Annotated in this window: 17 protein-coding genes; 7 read left to right on the forward strand and 10 right to left on the reverse strand. The window is 71.3% G+C overall.

Annotated features, from left to right (window positions below):
* Window positions 1-88: 88 nt before the first annotated feature.
* Entirely contained in the window at window positions 89-1,093 is a 1,005-nt protein-coding gene (locus NOO62_RS22490; RefSeq protein WP_268772695.1) for an aldo/keto reductase, read from the forward strand.
* Window positions 1,094-1,128: 35 nt separating this feature from the next.
* On the opposite strand, the gene NOO62_RS22495 is transcribed toward NOO62_RS22490, so the two are convergent.
* The 6 genes from NOO62_RS22495 to NOO62_RS22520 form a co-directional block, all read right to left on the reverse strand.
* On the reverse strand, window positions 1,129-1,614 hold the full coding sequence (locus NOO62_RS22495; RefSeq protein ID WP_268772696.1) for a DUF3180 domain-containing protein: 486 nt from the start codon (window positions 1,612-1,614) through the stop codon (window positions 1,129-1,131).
* A gap of 47 nt (window positions 1,615-1,661) precedes the next feature.
* Window positions 1,662-2,273, reverse strand: a complete 612-nt coding sequence (gene folK, locus NOO62_RS22500; RefSeq protein WP_268772697.1) for a 2-amino-4-hydroxy-6-hydroxymethyldihydropteridine diphosphokinase — start codon at window positions 2,271-2,273, stop codon at window positions 1,662-1,664.
* Window positions 2,270-2,629, reverse strand: coding sequence for a dihydroneopterin aldolase (folB, locus tag NOO62_RS22505; protein WP_150217102.1), 360 nt, complete (start codon window positions 2,627-2,629; stop codon window positions 2,270-2,272). The genes folK and folB overlap by 4 nt, the downstream gene beginning before the upstream one ends.
* 155 nt (window positions 2,630-2,784) lie before the next feature.
* On the reverse strand, window positions 2,785-3,330 hold the full coding sequence (locus NOO62_RS22510; RefSeq protein ID WP_268772698.1) for a nuclear transport factor 2 family protein: 546 nt from the start codon (window positions 3,328-3,330) through the stop codon (window positions 2,785-2,787).
* Complete coding sequence (folP, locus tag NOO62_RS22515; protein WP_268772699.1) at window positions 3,327-4,199, reverse strand: dihydropteroate synthase; 873 nt, start codon at window positions 4,197-4,199, stop codon at window positions 3,327-3,329. The genes NOO62_RS22510 and folP overlap by 4 nt, the downstream gene beginning before the upstream one ends.
* A 30-nt stretch (window positions 4,200-4,229) precedes the next feature.
* Window positions 4,230-6,050, reverse strand: coding sequence for a phosphatidylglycerol lysyltransferase domain-containing protein (locus NOO62_RS22520; RefSeq protein ID WP_268772700.1), 1,821 nt, complete (start codon window positions 6,048-6,050; stop codon window positions 4,230-4,232).
* Between the two features lie 260 nt (window positions 6,051-6,310).
* On the opposite strand from NOO62_RS22520, the gene NOO62_RS22525 reads away from it, so the two are divergent.
* Entirely contained in the window at window positions 6,311-7,429 is a 1,119-nt protein-coding gene (locus tag NOO62_RS22525) for an alpha/beta hydrolase (RefSeq protein ID WP_268772701.1), read from the forward strand.
* Between the two features lie 7 nt (window positions 7,430-7,436).
* On the opposite strand, the gene NOO62_RS22530 is transcribed toward NOO62_RS22525, so the two are convergent.
* On the reverse strand, window positions 7,437-8,591 hold the full coding sequence (locus NOO62_RS22530) for an ABC transporter ATP-binding protein (RefSeq protein ID WP_268772702.1): 1,155 nt from the start codon (window positions 8,589-8,591) through the stop codon (window positions 7,437-7,439).
* A gap of 158 nt (window positions 8,592-8,749) precedes the next feature.
* Between NOO62_RS22530 and NOO62_RS22535 the strand changes: the two genes are divergently transcribed.
* From NOO62_RS22535 to NOO62_RS22550, 4 genes are all read left to right on the forward strand, one after another.
* Entirely contained in the window at window positions 8,750-9,478 is a 729-nt protein-coding gene (locus NOO62_RS22535; protein WP_268772703.1) for an ABC transporter permease, read from the forward strand.
* The gene (locus NOO62_RS22540; RefSeq protein WP_268772705.1) at window positions 9,475-10,137 is read left to right on the forward strand and encodes an ABC transporter permease; all 663 of its coding nucleotides are present in this window, start codon (window positions 9,475-9,477) and stop codon (window positions 10,135-10,137) included. Before NOO62_RS22535 ends, NOO62_RS22540 begins: the two co-directional genes overlap by 4 nt.
* 68 nt (window positions 10,138-10,205) lie before the next feature.
* Complete coding sequence (locus NOO62_RS22545; RefSeq protein ID WP_268772706.1) at window positions 10,206-11,177, forward strand: ABC transporter substrate-binding protein; 972 nt, start codon at window positions 10,206-10,208, stop codon at window positions 11,175-11,177.
* A 163-nt stretch (window positions 11,178-11,340) separates the two neighbouring features.
* On the forward strand, window positions 11,341-12,447 hold the full coding sequence (locus NOO62_RS22550; RefSeq protein ID WP_268772707.1) for a hypothetical protein: 1,107 nt from the start codon (window positions 11,341-11,343) through the stop codon (window positions 12,445-12,447).
* Between the two features lie 29 nt (window positions 12,448-12,476).
* Here NOO62_RS22550 and NOO62_RS22555 read toward each other — a convergent pair whose 3' ends face one another.
* Together NOO62_RS22555 and NOO62_RS22560 are read right to left on the reverse strand one after the other, a co-directional pair.
* Entirely contained in the window at window positions 12,477-13,820 is a 1,344-nt protein-coding gene (locus NOO62_RS22555; RefSeq protein WP_268772708.1) for a PH domain-containing protein, read from the reverse strand.
* A complete protein-coding gene (locus NOO62_RS22560) occupies window positions 13,817-14,326 on the reverse strand; it encodes a PH domain-containing protein (RefSeq protein WP_268772709.1) in 510 nt (169 codons plus the stop codon). Before NOO62_RS22560 ends, NOO62_RS22555 begins: the two co-directional genes overlap by 4 nt.
* Before the next feature lie 55 nt (window positions 14,327-14,381).
* On the opposite strand from NOO62_RS22560, the gene NOO62_RS22565 reads away from it, so the two are divergent.
* Window positions 14,382-15,545, forward strand: a complete 1,164-nt coding sequence (locus tag NOO62_RS22565) for an NADH-quinone oxidoreductase subunit D (protein ID WP_268772710.1) — start codon at window positions 14,382-14,384, stop codon at window positions 15,543-15,545.
* Here the strand turns inward: NOO62_RS22565 and NOO62_RS22570 are convergent.
* Complete coding sequence (locus NOO62_RS22570; RefSeq protein ID WP_268772711.1) at window positions 15,510-16,559, reverse strand: SAM-dependent methyltransferase; 1,050 nt, start codon at window positions 16,557-16,559, stop codon at window positions 15,510-15,512. The two genes, NOO62_RS22565 and NOO62_RS22570, sit on opposite strands and share 36 nt — an antisense overlap.
* Window positions 16,560-16,637 lie beyond the last annotated feature (78 nt).

The raw sequence follows: 16,637 nt of genomic DNA on the forward strand, positions 1-16,637 counted from the left end.
CTTCGTTCCGCTTAACTCGTGTGTCGTGTGCGGCTGTTGTGGCCCAAAGTGGTGGACGGTGGAGGGGCGTGGCCGAAAGACTGCGTGTATGACGAATACGAGCACGCAGTCCCTGCCCACCCGCAAGCTCGGCGACCTGGAGGTCTCCGCCCTCGGTTACGGCGCCATGGTGCTCTCCCCGGGTGTCTACGGCGAGGTCGACGACGAGCGCGGCGAGCGGGCCCTCCTCGCGGCGGTCGAGGCGGGCGCCACGATCATCGACACCTCCGACGGGTACGGCGTCGACGGCCACAACGAACGCCTCATCGGCAAGGCCCTGAGAGGGCGCCGCGACCAGGTCGCGATAGCCACCAAGTTCGGCTTCCGGCTGCCCGAGGGCGTGGAGCCGCACCCCTTCCCCATCGGTTACGCCTTCGGTGAGCTGGCGGTCAACGGCGACCCGAAGCACGTACGCGGCTATGCCGAGGCGAGCCTGCGGGGCCTGGAGACGGAGTACATCGACCTGTACTACCCGCACTTCCCCGATCCGCAGATCCCCTTGGAGGACACCGTCGGGGCGGTCGCCGAGCTGATCAGGGAGGGGCTCGTCCGGCACCTGGGCCTCTCGAACGTGACGGCGGCCCAGCTGCGGGCCGCGCACGCCGTGCACCCCGTGTCGGCGGTGCAGATCGAGTGGTCGATGTGGAAGCCCGCCGAGCCGGAACTCCTCGCGGCGGCGCGCGAGCTCGGCGTCGGGCTCGTGCCGTGGTCGCCGCTGGGCGCCGGCTTCCTCACCGGCACCGTCGGCCAGGTCACCGAGGGCGACTTCCGGCAGAACGCGCCGCGCTTCGACGCGGCGAACCTGAAGGCCAACAACGACCGCTTCGCGCCCGTGCGGGGCGTCGCGCAGGAACTGGACATCACCCCGGCGCAGCTGGCGCTCGCCTGGCTGCTGCACCAGGACCCGAACGTGGTGCCGATCCCCGGCAGCCGTACGCCGAAGCACATCGAGGAGAACCTCGCGGCCGCGCACGTACGTCTGGACGCGGACGTCCTCGGGCGCCTGGAGCGGATCCTGGGCGAGACGCAGGTCGAGGGCGGCACGCTGCTGTAGCGCCCGCCTGACGGGCGCACGCGTTTCGAGAGGTCCTACGCCGCCGCGGTCGTCTCGCCGTTCTCGTCGTCGTCCTCGGGGAGCTTGCAGACCCGCTCCATGAAGAAGGCGGCCGCTATGACCGCGATGCCCATGAGGACCGAGAGCCCCGCGTACACCGCCTGGTCGCGGCGGGGCGGAATGTCGAGGAACTCCAGGAGGAACGCGCCCGTCCCGCCGTACATCCCCGCGACCAGCGCGGCGACCAGGGCGCTCGCCTGGCCGAAGACGACGGCGCGGGCGGCCATCATCGGCTCGACACCCTTCGCGCCGGGGCGCCGCTCGCGCTGGGCCCGAAGCCGGGCGCGCAGGGAGAGCGCCGTCGCGAGGAGGGTGACGGCGATGACCGCGAGCACGATGGGCGCGGCCAGCGGCACCCGCGGCAGCGAGCCGACGGAGTCCCAGAGGCGGGCGCCCGACCAGGACAGCACTCCGGCCACGAGGAAGAGGCCGACCAGTGTCCTGATGCGCAGTTCCTTCACGGGTGACCCTTCATCGGCTTGCTTACCTCGACCGCCTTCTCCAACGACTACTCGGGCAGTCGGAGTTCCAGGTCGGCGCGGGGAGCCACACCGTCCCGGGTGACCGCCTCGAGCAGCTTCGCGACCGGGCCCCGGCCGGTCAGCTGGGCCTCCGGTTCCACATCGTGCCAGGGAGCGAGGACGAAGGCGCGCTCGTGGGCGCGCGGGTGGGGCAGCGTGAGGGCCGGGTCGTCGGAGACCACGTCCGCGTACGCCACGATGTCCACGTCGATGGTGCGCGGGCCCCAGCGCTCGTCCCGCACGCGGTGGAAGGCCTCCTCGACCGCCTGCGCGCGCTCCAGGAGCGAGGCGGGCGGCAGGGTCGTCTTCACCACGACGACCGCGTTGAAGTACGAGGGCTGGCTGCCGGGGTCGACGCCCCAGGGCTCGGTCTCGTACACCGGAGAGACCGCCTTGACCCGCAGGCCGGGGGTGTCCTCCAGGGCGTCGATGGCGCCCTGGAGCGTCTCCAGGCGGTTGCCGAGGTTGCTGCCGAGGGAGATCACGGCGCGCTTGGGGTTGGACAGGGTCGTGTCCGCGGCGTCCACCTGCGCGACGACGGAGGTGGGCACCGGCTGGACGGTGGGGTCGCTCTGACCCGCTTTGAAGGGCGCAGTCATACTCGGCTCCGGGTGATGGTGACGGTCACGTCGTCGAACGGGACGGTGATCGGGGCGTCCGGCTTGTGCACGCAGACCTCGACCTCCAGAACTCCGTCGTGCTTGAGACACGCCTGGGCGATGCGCTCCGAGAGCGTCTCGATGAGGTCGACGGGTTCGCCCTCGACGACGGCCACGACCTCTTCGGCCACGACTCCGTAGTGCACGGTCTTCGCCAGGTCGTCGTCGGCCGCGGCCGCTCGCGTGTCCAGACCAAGCACCAGGTCCACGATGAAGGTCTGGCCCTCTTCGCGCTCCCGCGGATAGACACCGTGGTGCCCGCGGGCCTTGAGGCCGCGCAGCGCGACACGATCCACGCGAATCACTCCTGCAATCGTCGGTATCGGCAGGCCTGTACCGAGTGCGGTCGGCACACCAGCCTCGATCGAATCTACCTGCGAGCACTGACAGCACTCGCCCGCGGGGCCCGTCGGGCGCCTCGGCACACACTGATCAGTGGGCGCCTACCCACTCAGGTGGGGGTCTCCTCATCCTCTTCGTCATCGGTTTCCGCGAGGACCGGTGACGCGTGGTGCGACCAGAGCTTCCAGCCGTCGGGTGTGCGGCGAAACACATTGGTGGCGACCACGAGCTGGCCCACGAGCGGGCCGAGCTCGCCGCCGCCCTCCGGGGGCGGGCCGCCGCTGAGGATGTTCTCGGTGCACGTCACCAGAGCGGTGTCGCCGGCCACGCCGACCTTCAGGTCGGTGAGGAAGAACTGGATGTACTCGGTGTTCGCCATGATCAGCGCGTACGACCTGAGGACCTCGCCGCGGCCCGTCAGGACCGGCCAGCCGGGGTGGACGCAGGAGACGGCGTCACCGGCCGTGTCGCCGTCCTGGGCGCCTTCGGCGTCCTCGGCGTCCTCGGCGTCCTCCGTGCCGCCCGAGCTCTCCGGGGTGTCCTCGGAGTCCAGCCAGAGGTCGGACACCTCGTCGAAGTCGCCGCGTTCCAGTGCTTCGTAGAACGCCGTGTTGGCGAGTTGTACCTGCTCGATGTCGGTCCTCGCGGCGGTCACCGAGGGCCGCCAGCCGCGCCGGTCACGGCACGGGCGACGCGGACCGCGTCGGCGGTCGCCCGCACCTCGTGCACGCGGACCGCCCAGGCGCCCTGGTGGGCGGCGATGGCGGAGACGGCGGCGGTGGCGGCGTCGCGCTCGCGGGCGGGCGGCGGGGCGCCCTCCGGGCCCGCGAGGACCCGGCCGAGGAAGCGCTTGCGGGAGGCGGCGACGAGGATCGGGTGGCCGAGCCCGCGCAGCCGCTTCAGGTGGGCGAGGAGCGTCAGGTCGTGCTCGGCCTCCTTGGAGAACCCGAGGCCCGGGTCGACGACTATGCGCTCCGGGGCGATGCCGCCCTCTATGGCAGCCTCCACGCGCGCGTGGAGCTCGTCGACGACTTCGGAGAGCACGTTCTCGTAGTGCGGCTTCGCGTGGATGTCGGTGAGGAAGCCGCGCCAGTGCATGACCACGAAGGGGGCGTGCGCGGCCGCGACCGCCGGGACCATGCGCGGGTCGGCGAGGCCGCCGCTGACGTCGTTGACGAGGGCGGCGCCCGCCGCGAGCGCCTGCTCGGCGACGGTGGCGCGCATCGTGTCCACGGAGACCGTGACGCCCTCGGCGGCCAGGCCCCGCACGACGGGCACGACGCGCTTGAGCTCCTCGTCCTCGTCCACGCGGGGGGCGCCGGGGCGGGTGGACTCGCCGCCGACGTCGACGAGGTCGGCGCCCTGCGCGACCAGGTCGATGCCGTGCTTGACGGCGGCCGTCGTGTCGAACCAGCGGCCGCCGTCGGAGAAGGAGTCCGGCGTCACGTTCACCACGCCCATGACCGCACAGCGGTCCCACTCCGGCAGTCCCTGGACCGATCCCCGCCCGCGCAACGTACTCATACCTCCAGCCTAGGCCCGGAAGCGGCGCGATTACGCCGCCTGGACCTCCCGCTCGGCGGCCCGGTGCGGGCAGGGGCGGCGCTGGAGCGTGCCCCGGCGCAGGAAGCGCGGCAGGGCGAGCGTGACGAAGCCCTCGGCCTGCATCGCGGCGAAGCCGATGCGGGGGAGGTCCTTGCTGGAGCGGTAGACGACGAAGCGGGGCTCCCAGCGGGGGCGGAACTTCGCGTTGAACTTGTACAGGGACTCGATCTGGAACCAGCGAGACAGGAAGACGAGCAGGCCCCGCCAGGCGCGCAGGACCGGACCCGCGCCGATCTTCTCGCCGCGGGCGAGGGCCGCGCGGAACATGGCGAAGTTGAGGGACACGCGCGCGATGCCGAGCTTCGGGGCCGCCTGGAGGGCGGCCACGATGAGGAGCTCGTTCATGCCGGGGTCGGCCGCGCGGTCACGGCGCATGAGGTCGAGGGAGACGCCGTCCTTGCCCCACGGGACGAAGTGGAGGACGGCCTTCAGGTCGCCGTAGGGGCCCGGCTCCTCGTCCGCCTTGTGGGCGGTGGCGATCAGACAGTCGCCGTCGTCCGGGTCGCCGATGCGGCCGAGGGCCATCGAGAAGCCGCGCTCGGTGTCGGTGCCGCGCCAGTCCTCGGCGGCCCGCTGGATCCGGGTGAGCTCCTGTTCGCCCAGGTCACGGATGCGCCGTACGCGCGTCTCGTAGCCATTGCGCTCGATCCGCTTGACCATCTGGCGTACGTTGCGCATCGCACGCCCGGACAGGGAGAAATCCGCGACGTCCACCACCGCCTCGTCACCCAGTTCCAGGGCGTCGAGGCCGGTCTCGCGGGTCCAGACCTCGCCGCCCGTCTCGGAGCAGCCCATGACGGCCGGCGTCCAGGAGTGGGCCTTCGCCTCGTCCATGAAGCGCTCGATCGCGCCGGGCCACGCCTCGACGTCGCCGATCGGGTCGCCGCTGGCGAGCATCACTCCGGAGACGACGCGGTAGGTGACGGCGGCCTTGCCGCTGGGGGAGAAGACGACGCCCTTGTCGCGGCGGAGCGCGAAGTGGCCGAGGGAGTCACGGCCGCCGTGCTTGTCGAGCAGCGCGCGCAGCTTCGTCTCGTCGTCCTCGGTGAGGCGCGCGGCGGGGTGCTCGGGGCGGAAGGCCAGGTAGATGGTGGTGAGGGCGGTGAGCATGCCGAGGGCGCCGAGGGAGAAACCGACCGTCCAGGACGTGCGTCCGTAGTAGTCGACCGGGCCTTCGAAGCCGAAGAGTCCGTAGAGGACGTGTTCCAGGCGCTCCGTGATGCTGGGGTCCCCGATGACCTTGCCGGGGTGGACGCTGACGATCACCAGGCCCAGCAGAATCGATCCGGCACCGAGGAGGACGAAGTTGGCAAGGGCACGCCAGCGGCTGCGCGGATCGGGCAGCGCGGTGAACTCACTCCGATGGCGCAACAGCAGTGCGAGGAGCGCGATCGAGATCACGACGCCGATGACCGAGTGCCGGTACGCGAACTGCGCCGCGGCACCCGCGGGCAGCAGCACCACGGCGGCCCGCCAGGCCCGCCTCTTGTGGCGCCGCAGGCCGTGCGCGAGCAGCAGCAGCAGGATGCCGGAGCTGAGCGCGAGCGCGGCGGCGAAGGGGCCGAGCGCGCCGGGCAGCACCTCGGCGATGGCGTGCATGCGGCTGTGCCGGAAGCGGGGGAAGACCCCTGCCGCGACGTTCAGGAGGCCGACGAGGGTGCAGGCTCTGGCGACCAGCGTGGGCACCGCCTCAGGGCGCGGGCCGCGCAGCACCTTGTGCAGTCGGCTGTCGCGGTGGCGCACCTCACTGTCCGGAACCCCGCCCGACATTTCCCCATCTATCCTGACAGACATCGCATCCCGTAGTTCTGCGAGAGAGCTTTAATCCGGTGCCAAAAGCGCATCCGGCTACATTGCGCCCTCTAGGACGGTCCTTCAGGGAGACGGGTTCATTCCCGACCGGAAACGGCTGGAAATGCTCTGGCAGGCCCCGGCGGGCCCGCGGCATCTCCGCCGGCCGGACCGTCCAGGGTCCGGTCAAGCCGAGGCACGTGCCCGGCACAGGTTAGAAAGCGCAGGCAGAACTCCCCATGGGTCTCACGAGCAACAAGGTCCTCGCCCTTGCGGTCTTGCTGGCGGTGCTGTTCTTCGTCGGCACGATCTGGCTCTGGCCGCGGCTCGCCCGCCGCAGCTGGAAGGCGGTCGTGGGCCGTGTAGGGCTGCTCCTCGCCACCCAGATCGCGGTCTTCGCCTCGGTGGGCCTGTCGGCCAACCAGGCCTTCGGCTTCTACGCCACCTGGGCCGACCTCTTCGGCCAGGAGACGGCGCCCGGAGTGGTGGTGGACCACGATCCGGCCAAAGGAGAAGGGCCCGTCAAGGTCGTCGACACCCAGACCGTGAACGTGCCGGGCGGCGGCCGCCCCTCCGTCGGGGGCCAGATCCAGAAGATCGAGGTCGGCGGACAGGAGTCCAAAATAGGCAGCCCCGCCTACGTCTACCTGCCGCCCGAGTACTTCCAGCCGCAGCACAAGGACCGCAAGTTCCCCGCGTCCGTGGTGCTCACCGGCTACCCGGGCACCGCGGAGGCGCTCATCAAGGGCCTGCACTATCCGCAGACCGCCCACAAGCAGGCGGCCGACGGCAAGATGCAGCCGATGATCCTCGTCATGATGCGGCCGACCGTGGCGCCGCCGCGCGACACCGAGTGCGTGGACGTGCCGGGCGGGCCGCAGACCGAGACGTTCTTCGCCAAGGACCTGCCGAAAGCGATATCCGACCACTACAGGGTGGGCGGCAAGGGACAGAACTGGGGCGTCATCGGCGACTCCACCGGCGGCTACTGCGCGCTGAAGCTCGCCATGCACCACCCGGGCACGTACGGGGCGGGAGCGGGTCTGTCCGCGTACTACAAGGCACCCATCGACGTCACCACGGGCGACCTGTTCCACGGCGACAAGGAGCGGAAGCAGCACGCCGACCTGGACTGGTACCTGGACCACATGCCGCCGCCCAAGACGTCCCTCCTCGTGACCACCAGCAAGAAGGGGGAGGGCAACTACAAGGACACCCTGAAGTTCATCGACAAGGTGAAGGCGCCCACGCGCGTCTCGTCGATCACGCTCGAGAGCGGCGGGCACAACTTCAACACCTGGCGCCGGGAGATCCCGGCGACGCTGGAGTGGATCAGCGGACGGCTGAGCGCCGGGTGAACGCCGACTAGGGCGTGATCGTTGCCACCGTCTCCAACTCGACCTCCGCGCGGGCGATGTCCCGCGCGTCCGCCGCCGTCGAGCGCCGCAGCGCCTCGTGCAGCCGGGTCGGTGTGAGCACACCCAGGAAGCGGCCCTCGCTGTCCTTGTCGATGACCGCGATCCAGCCCGCGTCGTGCTGCAGCATCGTCGCGAACGCCTGCTTCAGGCTCGCGCCGACCGGGAGCCACGCCTCCATGCGGCGGGCGTGCTCGCGGACCGTGCCGCTCTCCGCGCGCGCGTGCTCGGCCGAGAGCCAGCCGTGCAGGTTGTTCTCGCCGTCCAGGACGACGGCCCAGCGCGCGTCGAGCTCCTTGGGCAGCGCGTCGTCGAGGTGCACCACGGGCGGCTGTTCCAGGTCGCCCTCCTCGATCGGTGTCACGGAGAGCCGCTTCAGGCCGCGGTCCGCGCCGACGAAGTCCGCGACGTAGTCGTTCGCGGGGGCCCCGAGGACCGTCGACGGAGTGTCGAACTGCTCGATGCTGCCGTGACCGTAGACCGCGATGCGGTCCCCGAGGCGGACCGCCTCCTCGATGTCGTGCGTCACGAAGAGCACCGTCTTGCGCACGGCCTGCTGGAGCCGCAGGAACTCGTTCTGCAGGTGCTCGCGGACGACGGGGTCGACCGCGCCGAAGGGCTCGTCCATCAACAGCACCGGCGGGTCGGCGGCCAGGGCGCGGGCCACGCCCACGCGTTGGCGCTGGCCGCCCGAGAGCTGCTCGGGGTAGCGGTCACCGAAGACGGCGGGGTCGAGGCCGACCAGGTCGAGGAGTTCGGCGGCGCGCTCGCGGGCCTTGCCGCGCTTGACGCCGAGGAGATGCGGGACGGTCGCCGTGTTCTCCAGCACCGTCTTGTGCGGGAAGAGCCCGACCTGCTGGATGACATAGCCGATGCGGCGCCGCAGTTGTACGGGATCGATTCCGGATATGTCGTCGCCGTCGACGAATATCCGGCCCTCGCTCGGCTCGATGAGCCGGTTCACCATTTTCATCGTCGTCGTCTTGCCGCAGCCCGACGGGCCGACGAGCGTGACCAGTTCGCCCTCGGCGACCTCGAAGGACAGATCGTCGACGGCCGTGGTGCCGTCCGCGTACCGCTTGGTGACGTGCTCGAACCGGATCATGGTTCCCCATTGTGGAGGGCGGCGAGGGGCTGTGCGTGACGGGCGTGTTGCGGCCGTACAACGACTCACTGCGATTGTCGGTGCCTCGCGTTAGGGTCGCCAGACACGGGGGGACGTGTGTACGGCATACGTCCGGGGATTCGGGGGAGGTGGGGCGCGTGGCCGAGCAGAACTGTCTGGTGACGAACGACTGGATCTGCGGGGAATATCTCCGCACCCGCAGCCAGGAGTTGATCGACGCGACCCTGGAGCACGTCGGGATCACCGTCGTCTCCGTGGCGATCGGGGTCGCCGTGGCCCTGCCGCTCGCGCTGCTCGCACGGCGCTTCCGCTTCCTCGCGGGACCGATCCTCGGCGTGACGACCGTGCTCTACTCGGTCCCCTCGCTGGCGATGTTCTCGCTGCTCCTGCCCTTCTTCGGGCTCTCCGTCTCCTTGGTCGTCACCGGCCTCGTGCTGTACTCGCTGACGGTCCTCGTGCGGAACATCCTGGCCGGCCTCCAGGCCGTCCCCGAGGAGGCCAGGGACGCCGCCAAGGGCATGGGGTACGGCCCGTTGAGACTGCTGTGGGAGGTGGAGCTGCCGCTCGCGCTGCCCGCGCTGCTCGCCGGCGTGCGCATCACCACGGTCTCCACGGTCGCCCTGACCACCGTCGGCGCGATCGTGGACTACGGAGGCCTGGGCACCCTCATCCTCGACGGCCTCGACACGACCTTCAAGGCGCAGGTCCTGACCGCGTCGGTGCTCTGCGTGCTCCTCGCCGTGGTCGCCGACCTGCTGCTGCTGGGACTCCAGCGGTGGCTGACCCCGTGGACGAGAGCCCATCGCGTACGGACAGGCCGGGCGTCGAGCAAGGCGGCCGTAACGAAGGTGGCTGAGCCCGCATGAACGCGATCACGGGGGCCTGGGAGTGGCTGACCACGGCCGCCAACTGGCAGGGCGAGAAGGGCGTGTGGCACCGCCTCGCCGAGCACCTGTACTTCACCGGGGTCTGCCTCGCCGTCGCCTGCGCCATCGCGCTGCCCCTGGCGCTGTACCTCGGCCACCTGGGCAAGGGCGGCGCCCTCGCCGTCAACATCTCCAACGTCGGCCGCGCGGTGCCCACGCTGGCCCTGCTGATCCTGCTCACGCTCACCCCGCTCGGCGAGCACGGTGACGCGCCGACGCTGATCGCGCTGGTGCTGTTCGCCGTCCCGCCGCTGCTGACCAACGCCTACCTCGGGATGCGGGAGGTGGACCGCGCGGTGGTGGAGGCCGCGCGCGGGATGGGGATGAGCGGCGGTCAGCTGTTCGCGCGGGTCGAGCTGCCGCTCGCGTACCCGCTGATCATGACCGGCATACGGTCCGCGGGGGTGCAGGTCGTCGCGACGGCCACGCTCGCCGCGATGGCGGGCGAGGGCGGTCTCGGCCGGATCATCACGGCCGGGTTCAACCTCCAGAACACTCCGCAAGTGGTGGCGGGCGCCGTCCTCGTGGCGCTGCTCGCACTCCTCGTGGAGGGGGTCCTCGTGGTGGCAGGGCGGCTCTTCGACCCGATGCGGCGGTAGGACGGCGGGGTGCGGGCGGTCGTGGGTTCTGGTTCCTTTCTTTTCTTTCTCGAAATGGTGGTTCACCGATGAACAGCACAACGCGTCGCGCGCGACGGATGGCAGGGGCGGCCGCGGCCGTCGTGGCGCTGACCGCGGGTCTCGCCGCGTGCGGCGGGGACAGCCTGGAGGACGACGGCAAGGGGGCGGACAAGGCGGGCGGTGACAAGAAGGGCTCGCTCGTGGTGGGCTCCGCGCGGTTCACCGAGCAGAAGGTGCTCGCGGAGCTCTACGTCGGCGTTCTGGCGAAGGCCGGCTATGACGCGCAGGTCAAGACCGTGCAGAACCGCGAGATCTACAAGCCCGAACTCAAGAAGGGCTCGATCGACGTCGCTCCCGAATACGCGGCGACGCTCGCGGAATTCCTGAACCTGGAGAAGAACGGCCCGAACGCCGAGACGGTCGCCTCCAGCGATCTGGACGCCACGGTGAGCGCGCTGGAGAAGCTCGCGGAGCCGGAGGGTCTGAAGGTGCTTCCGGCGGGTCGGGCGGTCGACCAGAACGCGTTCGCGGTCTCCAAGGAATACGCGAAGGAGCACAAGCTCAAGACGCTCTCGGATCTCGGCAAGTCCGGGGAGAAGGTCAAGATCGCGGCGGGCGACGAATGCGAGTCCCGCCCGTTCTGCGCGCCGGGCCTGAAGAAAAAGTACGGCATCGATGTCACCGGAATCGACCCCAAGGGCGTCGGCACCACACAGTCCAAGCAGGCAGTCAAGAACGGCACGGACCAACTGGTGCTGACCACGACGACCGACGCGACGCTGAAGAACTACGACCTCGTCATCCTCGAGGACGACAAGAAGCTGCAGAACGCGGACAACATCCTCCCCGTCGTGAACGCGAAGGAGGCCGGTGGCAAGGAGATAGCCGCCGCGCTCGGCAAGCTCACCGAGACGCTCACGACGGACGACCTCATCGAACTAAACCGGAAGGTCGACGAGGAGCGCCAGAAGGAAGCGGATGTCGCCGAGGAGTATCTGAAGTCGAAGGGCCTCATCTGAAGATGATCAAGAAAAGCGCCGAGAAGTTCTGTAGTCACAGCGGAAGTTGAGCGCTGAAACAAGTTGTAAGAGGGGTGGAGAGTTGCGGCGAGTTACGGACGTGGTGCCTGCTTTTTCCCGGTCGGGGCACCAGACTTCGCCTACGCGCGGTAAGTTTCTGGCCATGCCACGTGGACGCCACCGCCATTCCCCACCCCTGCACAGGCTGCTTCCTCCTTCGACGGTCGCAGGCGTTTCGATTCTCAGCGCCGGCGGCGCCTGGATGTTCGCGGAACCGGTCGTGCTCCGCGGGCTCGTCGCGGCCGCGGCCGCCGCTGCCGTCATCGGGTCGGTCGTCATGCGCCGCTGGGACCAGACGGCGGGCAAGCGCGTCGCCGAGCTCACCCGCGCCCGCGCAAGTGATGAGTGGCGCTACGAGGAACGGATAGCCGAGGCCGAGTCCGACCTGGAGGAGTCCCGCGAGCTGCGGGGCAGGCTCGAGACGAAGCTGCGCGCCAAGCGTGCGGAGCTCGCGGCCCTGCGCAACGAACACGCCGCGCTCCTGCGGCGGTACGCGACCGCGGAGACGGAGCGGGCCAGCGCCCTGGAGGGGCGGCGGCTGCTCGCCATCGAGGCGACGTCCTCGGGGCCGCCCGCGCTGCCCGCTTCGGGTGCGGCGTCCGGTTCCGGTGCCGAGGACCTGGTGCCCGCGGTGCGCGCGGGTGCGCCGGGGCGCGTGCCGTCCACGCCCGCGCCGCGTACGGAGGCCTCCTCGCCCACGGAGACTCCTTCGCCCACGGAGACTCCCTCGCGTACGGAGACGCCCGCGGCGCGTGCGCAGACCTCTGCCAGGCCGGGGGCGTCTCCCACGCCCTCGCTGTTCCTGCGGGCCAACGCGGCGCTCGACCGCATGACTCCGCCCGCACCACCGGAAACGGAGGACGAGTCGCGGGGGAAGCCCGGGGCGGCCGATGGATACGCCGGGCACGAGCGCGCGGTCGCCGTCGCGCCGCCCGCGCAGTCGCGACGTCAGGCTCCCCAGGGCGGGTTCGACTTCTTCGGTACGAAGAACGTGGCTCCGGCCGCGCTGGAGTCCGTGCAGAACGAGGACCTCGCCGACGTGGTGGGCGAGGAGGCCCTCGCGGTCCACAAGGCGGAGACCGAGGGCGAGTTCAAGGACGCGCCCGAGGGGGACGCGGCGCGCGGAGTCGGCCAGGTCATCGACCTGACGGCCCACGACGAGACGGAACAGATCGACGTGGGGGAACTGCGTACGGCCCTCCGGGCGTAACGCTCCCCCGAGGGCGGGGCCCGCAGGGGTCAGGCCATCCAGCGGTCCGGGAGGGCCTCCCTGCGACCCGTTCGGGAGCGGTCCGCCTGGGCGCGGAGGAGTGTCGCCGCCTCGTCCGCGGGGCGTAGGCGGGCCGCCACCGTCTTGTCGGCGCCCGTGTCCACCCGTACGTCCGCCACGCCCTTGAACCGCTCCCAGGGGCCCTGGGAGAGCCGTACGCTCTGGACCTTCGCGTGCGGGACGAGGGACAGACGGCGTCTGAGCAGGCCGTGGCGGGCCGCGAAGACCTCATCGGTGATCGCGAGCCCGTACCCCTTCCACCAGAGCGGCACGCACCACGCCGCACGCGCGGGCGGCCGCACGAGGTCCGCCGCATCCGGCACCCGCACCCCCGGCAGGACCCGCCCGATCACCTCCTCGGCGAGCTCGCGCGGCGCGACCGGCACCAGCACGCTGTTGGCCGAGCCCGCCACGTCCAGCTCGACCCGCACCCAGCCGCGCCGCCGCCACAGCAACGGCTGCACCACATGCACCGTCTGCACCCGGCCCGGCGGCACCGTCTCATGTGCCTTGTCGAGCAGCCCGTGGTCGATGCGGATGCCGTCGGGGGACTCGCCCACCGTCCAGTCGTACTCCTTGATGAACCGGCCGCCGCTGCTCGCGAACGCGCCGCCCAGCATGGGGACGGCGGCCCCGAGGGCCGTCCACAGGCTGTGGGTGCCGAACCAGATGAAGGCGGGCACCACGGTCGCGGCGAGCAGCATCCCCCAGGGTGCGCCGGTGAGCAGCAGGGAGAGGGCGAGCACGCGCGGCTGGACGTGCAGCAGGCCCCGCACCGGCGCCTCGCCGACCCCGCGCGCCTCCTCGGGGGCGAAACCCGCCGCCCGCGCGAGGAGTTCGGCCCGCAGCTCGGCCGCTTCGCGCTCACCGAGGTAGGCCAGCTCGTCCTTCTTCTCCGCCCCGACGACATCCAGTTTGAGCTTGGCGACCCCCGCGATGCGGGCCAGCAGCGGACGTGTCACGTCGACGGCCTGGAGCCGGTCGAGGCGGATGTGGGCGGTGCGCCGGAAGAACAGCCCGGTGCGGATGCGCAACTCCGTGTCGGTGACGCAGAAGTGCGTGAACCACCAGCTCAGGAAGCCGTACAGCGCGCCGCCGACCACCACGGCCACGCTGCCGAGGAGCAGGGTGGTGGCGGTCAGCGCGGAGAGGCGCTGCTGCGTGCCGTTCGGGTCGTGGACCGCCCAGCCCACCAGGACCGCGAAGGGCGCCCACGCGCGGCGCAGCGGCGTGAAGGGGTGCAGGCGCCGCTCCGGCACCGCGCCGTCGGCCCCGGGACGGGTTGCGTCCGCCGCTTCCCGTACGCCCTTCACAGCCCCGCCGATCGGGCCTCGCCGAGCTCCGTCAGCCGGTCGCGCAACCGCTCCGCCTCCTCGGGGAGCAGCCCCGGGATGCGTGCGTCGGTGGCCGCCGCCGCGGTGCGCAGCTGGACGCTCGCGAGTCCGAAGCGGCGCTCGACGGGTCCCGAGGTCACCTCGACGAGCTGCATCCGGCCGTACGGCACGACCGTCTCCTTGCGCCAGAGCACGCCCCGGCTGATGAGCAGGTCGTCGGCCCGCTCCGCGTACCGCCACGAGCGCCAGTTGCGGCCGAGCACCCGCCATCCCCAGGCGACGACGGCGAGCGGCACCAGCGCGAACGCGGCCCAGGCGGGCCCCGCGAACAGGCCGAGCGGGATCCCGACGGCCACCGCGACCGGCACGAGCCAGACCACCAGCAGAAGCCGCCGCAGCCTCAGCAGCCCCCGCGGCAGTCCGGACCACACCGGCTCGGCCCGCTCCCGCGCCGGCCCTGCCGGCCCCGCTGTCCCCGTGTCCATGCCCCAAGCGTACGTAGGGCCGCTGACACGGCGGCGCGTGCGAGAGACTGTGGCCATGAGTCCCACGACGGAGACCACCACGGAGACCACGCTCGGCATCGGCGGAGCGGCCGAGAGCACCGACATGGTGCTCAACATCGGCCCTCAGCACCCGTCCACGCACGGTGTGCTCCGCCTCCGCCTGGTCCTCGACGGCGAGCGCATCCAGCACGCGGAGCCGGTCATCGGCTACATGCACCGCGGTGCGGAGAAGCTCTTCGAGGCGCGGGACTACCGGCAGATCGTGATGCTGGCCAACCGCCACGACTGGCTGTCGGCGTTCTCGAACGAGCTGGGCGTCGTCATGGCCGTGGAGCGGATGCTCGGCATGGAGGTCCCGGAGCGCGCCGTCTGGCTGCGCACGCTCCTCGCCGAGCTGAACCGCACCCTGAACCACCTGATGTTCCTCGGGTCCTACCCGCTCGAACTGGGCGGGATCACCCCGGTGTTCCACGCGTTCCGCGAGCGCGAGGAGCTCCAGAACGTGATGGAGGAGATCTCCGGCGGCCGCATGCACTACATGTTCAACCGCGTGGGCGGCCTCAAGGAGGACCTGCCCGCCGGATGGACCACCCGCGCGCGGGAGGCGGTCGCGTCGGTGCGGTCGCGCATGGACGTGTACGACCGTCTGGTGCTCGGCAACGAGATCTTCCGGGGCCGTACGCGCGGCGTCGGTGTCCTCAGCCCGGAGGCGGTGCATGCCTACGGAGTGAGTGGTCCCATCGCGCGCGCCTCCGGGGTCGACCTCGACCTGCGCCGTGACGAGCCTTACCTGGCTTACGGCGAACTCCAGGACACGCTGAAGGTCGTCACGCGCCAGGAGGGCGACTGCCTGGCGCGCTTCGAGTGCCTCCTGGAACAGACCCACAACGCCCTGGACCTCGCCGACGCCTGCCTGGACCGGATCGCCGGGCTCCCGCAGGGGCCGGTCAACCAGCGGCTGCCGAAGGTCCTGAAGGCCCCGGAGGGCCACACGTACGCGTGGACCGAGAACCCTCTCGGCATCAACGGCTACTACCTCGTCAGCAAGGGCGAGAAGACCCCGTACCGCCTCAAGCTGCGCTCGGCGTCGTACAACAACATCCAGGCGCTCACCGAGCTCCTTCCGGGGCAGCTGGTCGCGGACATGGTGGCGATCCTGGGGTCACTGTTCTTCGTGGTCGGCGACATCGACAAGTAGAGGGTCATCGGCCAGTAGCGCCCCCAGGGCGACGCCGACCGGCTGCAGCAGCCACCCGAAGTCGCCGAGGCCGCCGGGCGCGGTGAGCTCCGCGGCCTCTCCCGCGCGTGTGAGGGCGCGTACGTACGCCGCCGGGTCGGTGGAGGCGAGCGTGAGCGGCGGTCGGCCGCCGCTCACGCCCAGCGCGCCGAGCGCGGCCCGCTGGGTGAGCAGCGCGGATCCGTCCGCCGCGCAGGCGTCCAGCGCCACATGCGCCGTGATGTCGCAGCTGCCGTCGGGCACGGGCGCCGTCTCGCGGCCCTCTCTGAAGCCCGTCAGCGTCCCGAAGGGCGGGCGGGCGCCCCGGGTGTGTGCGTAGTCGACGGCGACCGCGAGGCCGCGCGTCAGGGTCGCCGTGGCGGCCGCCCACGCCCCGTCCCGGGGACGCCCGATCTCCGCGCGCAGGCCGGGCTCGGGGGCCAGTGGCCACCAGTGCGCCAGCCACTGCGCGTCCGGCCCGTCCACGGGGTCGCCCGGAGCCTCGGTGCCGTCGCCGTCCACGAGCACGCGGCGCGGCACTCCGTCTTCGTCGACCTCGACGACGTCCACCGGGACGTTGTCCAGCCACTCGTTGGCGAACAGCAGGCCCGTGACGCCGGCCGGCGGAGTGCTCCGCCACTCGACGCGCGGGTCGAGGTCCGCCGGGCGCTCCGCGAGCTCCACCGCGTACGCACGCACGCGTGCCGCCACATCGGAGGGGAGCGCGGCGAGTACGGCCGCGGTGAGTTCGCCGCGGCCCGCCCCCATGTCCACGAAGGCCACCTCGTACGGGTGACCGAGCTCCGCGTCCAGGCGGGCCAGGAGACGCGCCACGGCGCCCGCGTAGAGGGGCGAGGCGTGCACGGAAGTGCGGAAGTGGGCGGCGGGTCCATCGGGTCGGCGATAGAAGCCCTGAGGGCCGTACAGGGCGGCCTCCGTGGCCTCGCGCCAGCCGCGCGGGGCGGTCGTCCGTAGCACTTCCTTGTCGTTCGTCACAGCCCGCAGGCTAAGCGGGCCTCCACCTTGGGGAGTACATGTACTTGCTACGGATCGGACCTCCGGTTGACCCGGGGG

This window comes from Streptomyces sp. Je 1-369 (assembly GCF_026810505.1).
Lineage (GTDB): Bacteria > Actinomycetota > Actinomycetes > Streptomycetales > Streptomycetaceae > Streptomyces.

What these genes read in the sequence shown, in the direction of transcription:
- NOO62_RS22490 (WP_268772695.1), top strand. Translation starts at nt 89, where the DNA reads ATGACGAATACGAGCACGCAGTCCCTGCCCACCCGCAAGCTCGGCGAC.
- folK (WP_268772697.1), bottom strand. Translation starts at nt 2,273, where the DNA reads ATGACTGCGCCCTTCAAAGCGGGTCAGAGCGACCCCACCGTCCAGCCG.
- folP (WP_268772699.1), bottom strand. Translation starts at nt 4,199, where the DNA reads ATGAGTACGTTGCGCGGGCGGGGATCGGTCCAGGGACTGCCGGAGTGG.
- NOO62_RS22520 (WP_268772700.1), bottom strand. Translation starts at nt 6,050, where the DNA reads ATGTCGGGCGGGGTTCCGGACAGTGAGGTGCGCCACCGCGACAGCCGA.
- NOO62_RS22525 (WP_268772701.1), top strand. Translation starts at nt 6,311, where the DNA reads ATGGGTCTCACGAGCAACAAGGTCCTCGCCCTTGCGGTCTTGCTGGCG.
- NOO62_RS22530 (WP_268772702.1), bottom strand. Translation starts at nt 8,591, where the DNA reads ATGATCCGGTTCGAGCACGTCACCAAGCGGTACGCGGACGGCACCACG.
- NOO62_RS22540 (WP_268772705.1), top strand. Translation starts at nt 9,475, where the DNA reads ATGAACGCGATCACGGGGGCCTGGGAGTGGCTGACCACGGCCGCCAAC.
- NOO62_RS22545 (WP_268772706.1), top strand. Translation starts at nt 10,206, where the DNA reads ATGAACAGCACAACGCGTCGCGCGCGACGGATGGCAGGGGCGGCCGCG.
- NOO62_RS22550 (WP_268772707.1), top strand. Translation starts at nt 11,341, where the DNA reads ATGCCACGTGGACGCCACCGCCATTCCCCACCCCTGCACAGGCTGCTT.
- NOO62_RS22560 (WP_268772709.1), bottom strand. Translation starts at nt 14,326, where the DNA reads ATGGACACGGGGACAGCGGGGCCGGCAGGGCCGGCGCGGGAGCGGGCC.
- NOO62_RS22565 (WP_268772710.1), top strand. Translation starts at nt 14,382, where the DNA reads ATGAGTCCCACGACGGAGACCACCACGGAGACCACGCTCGGCATCGGC.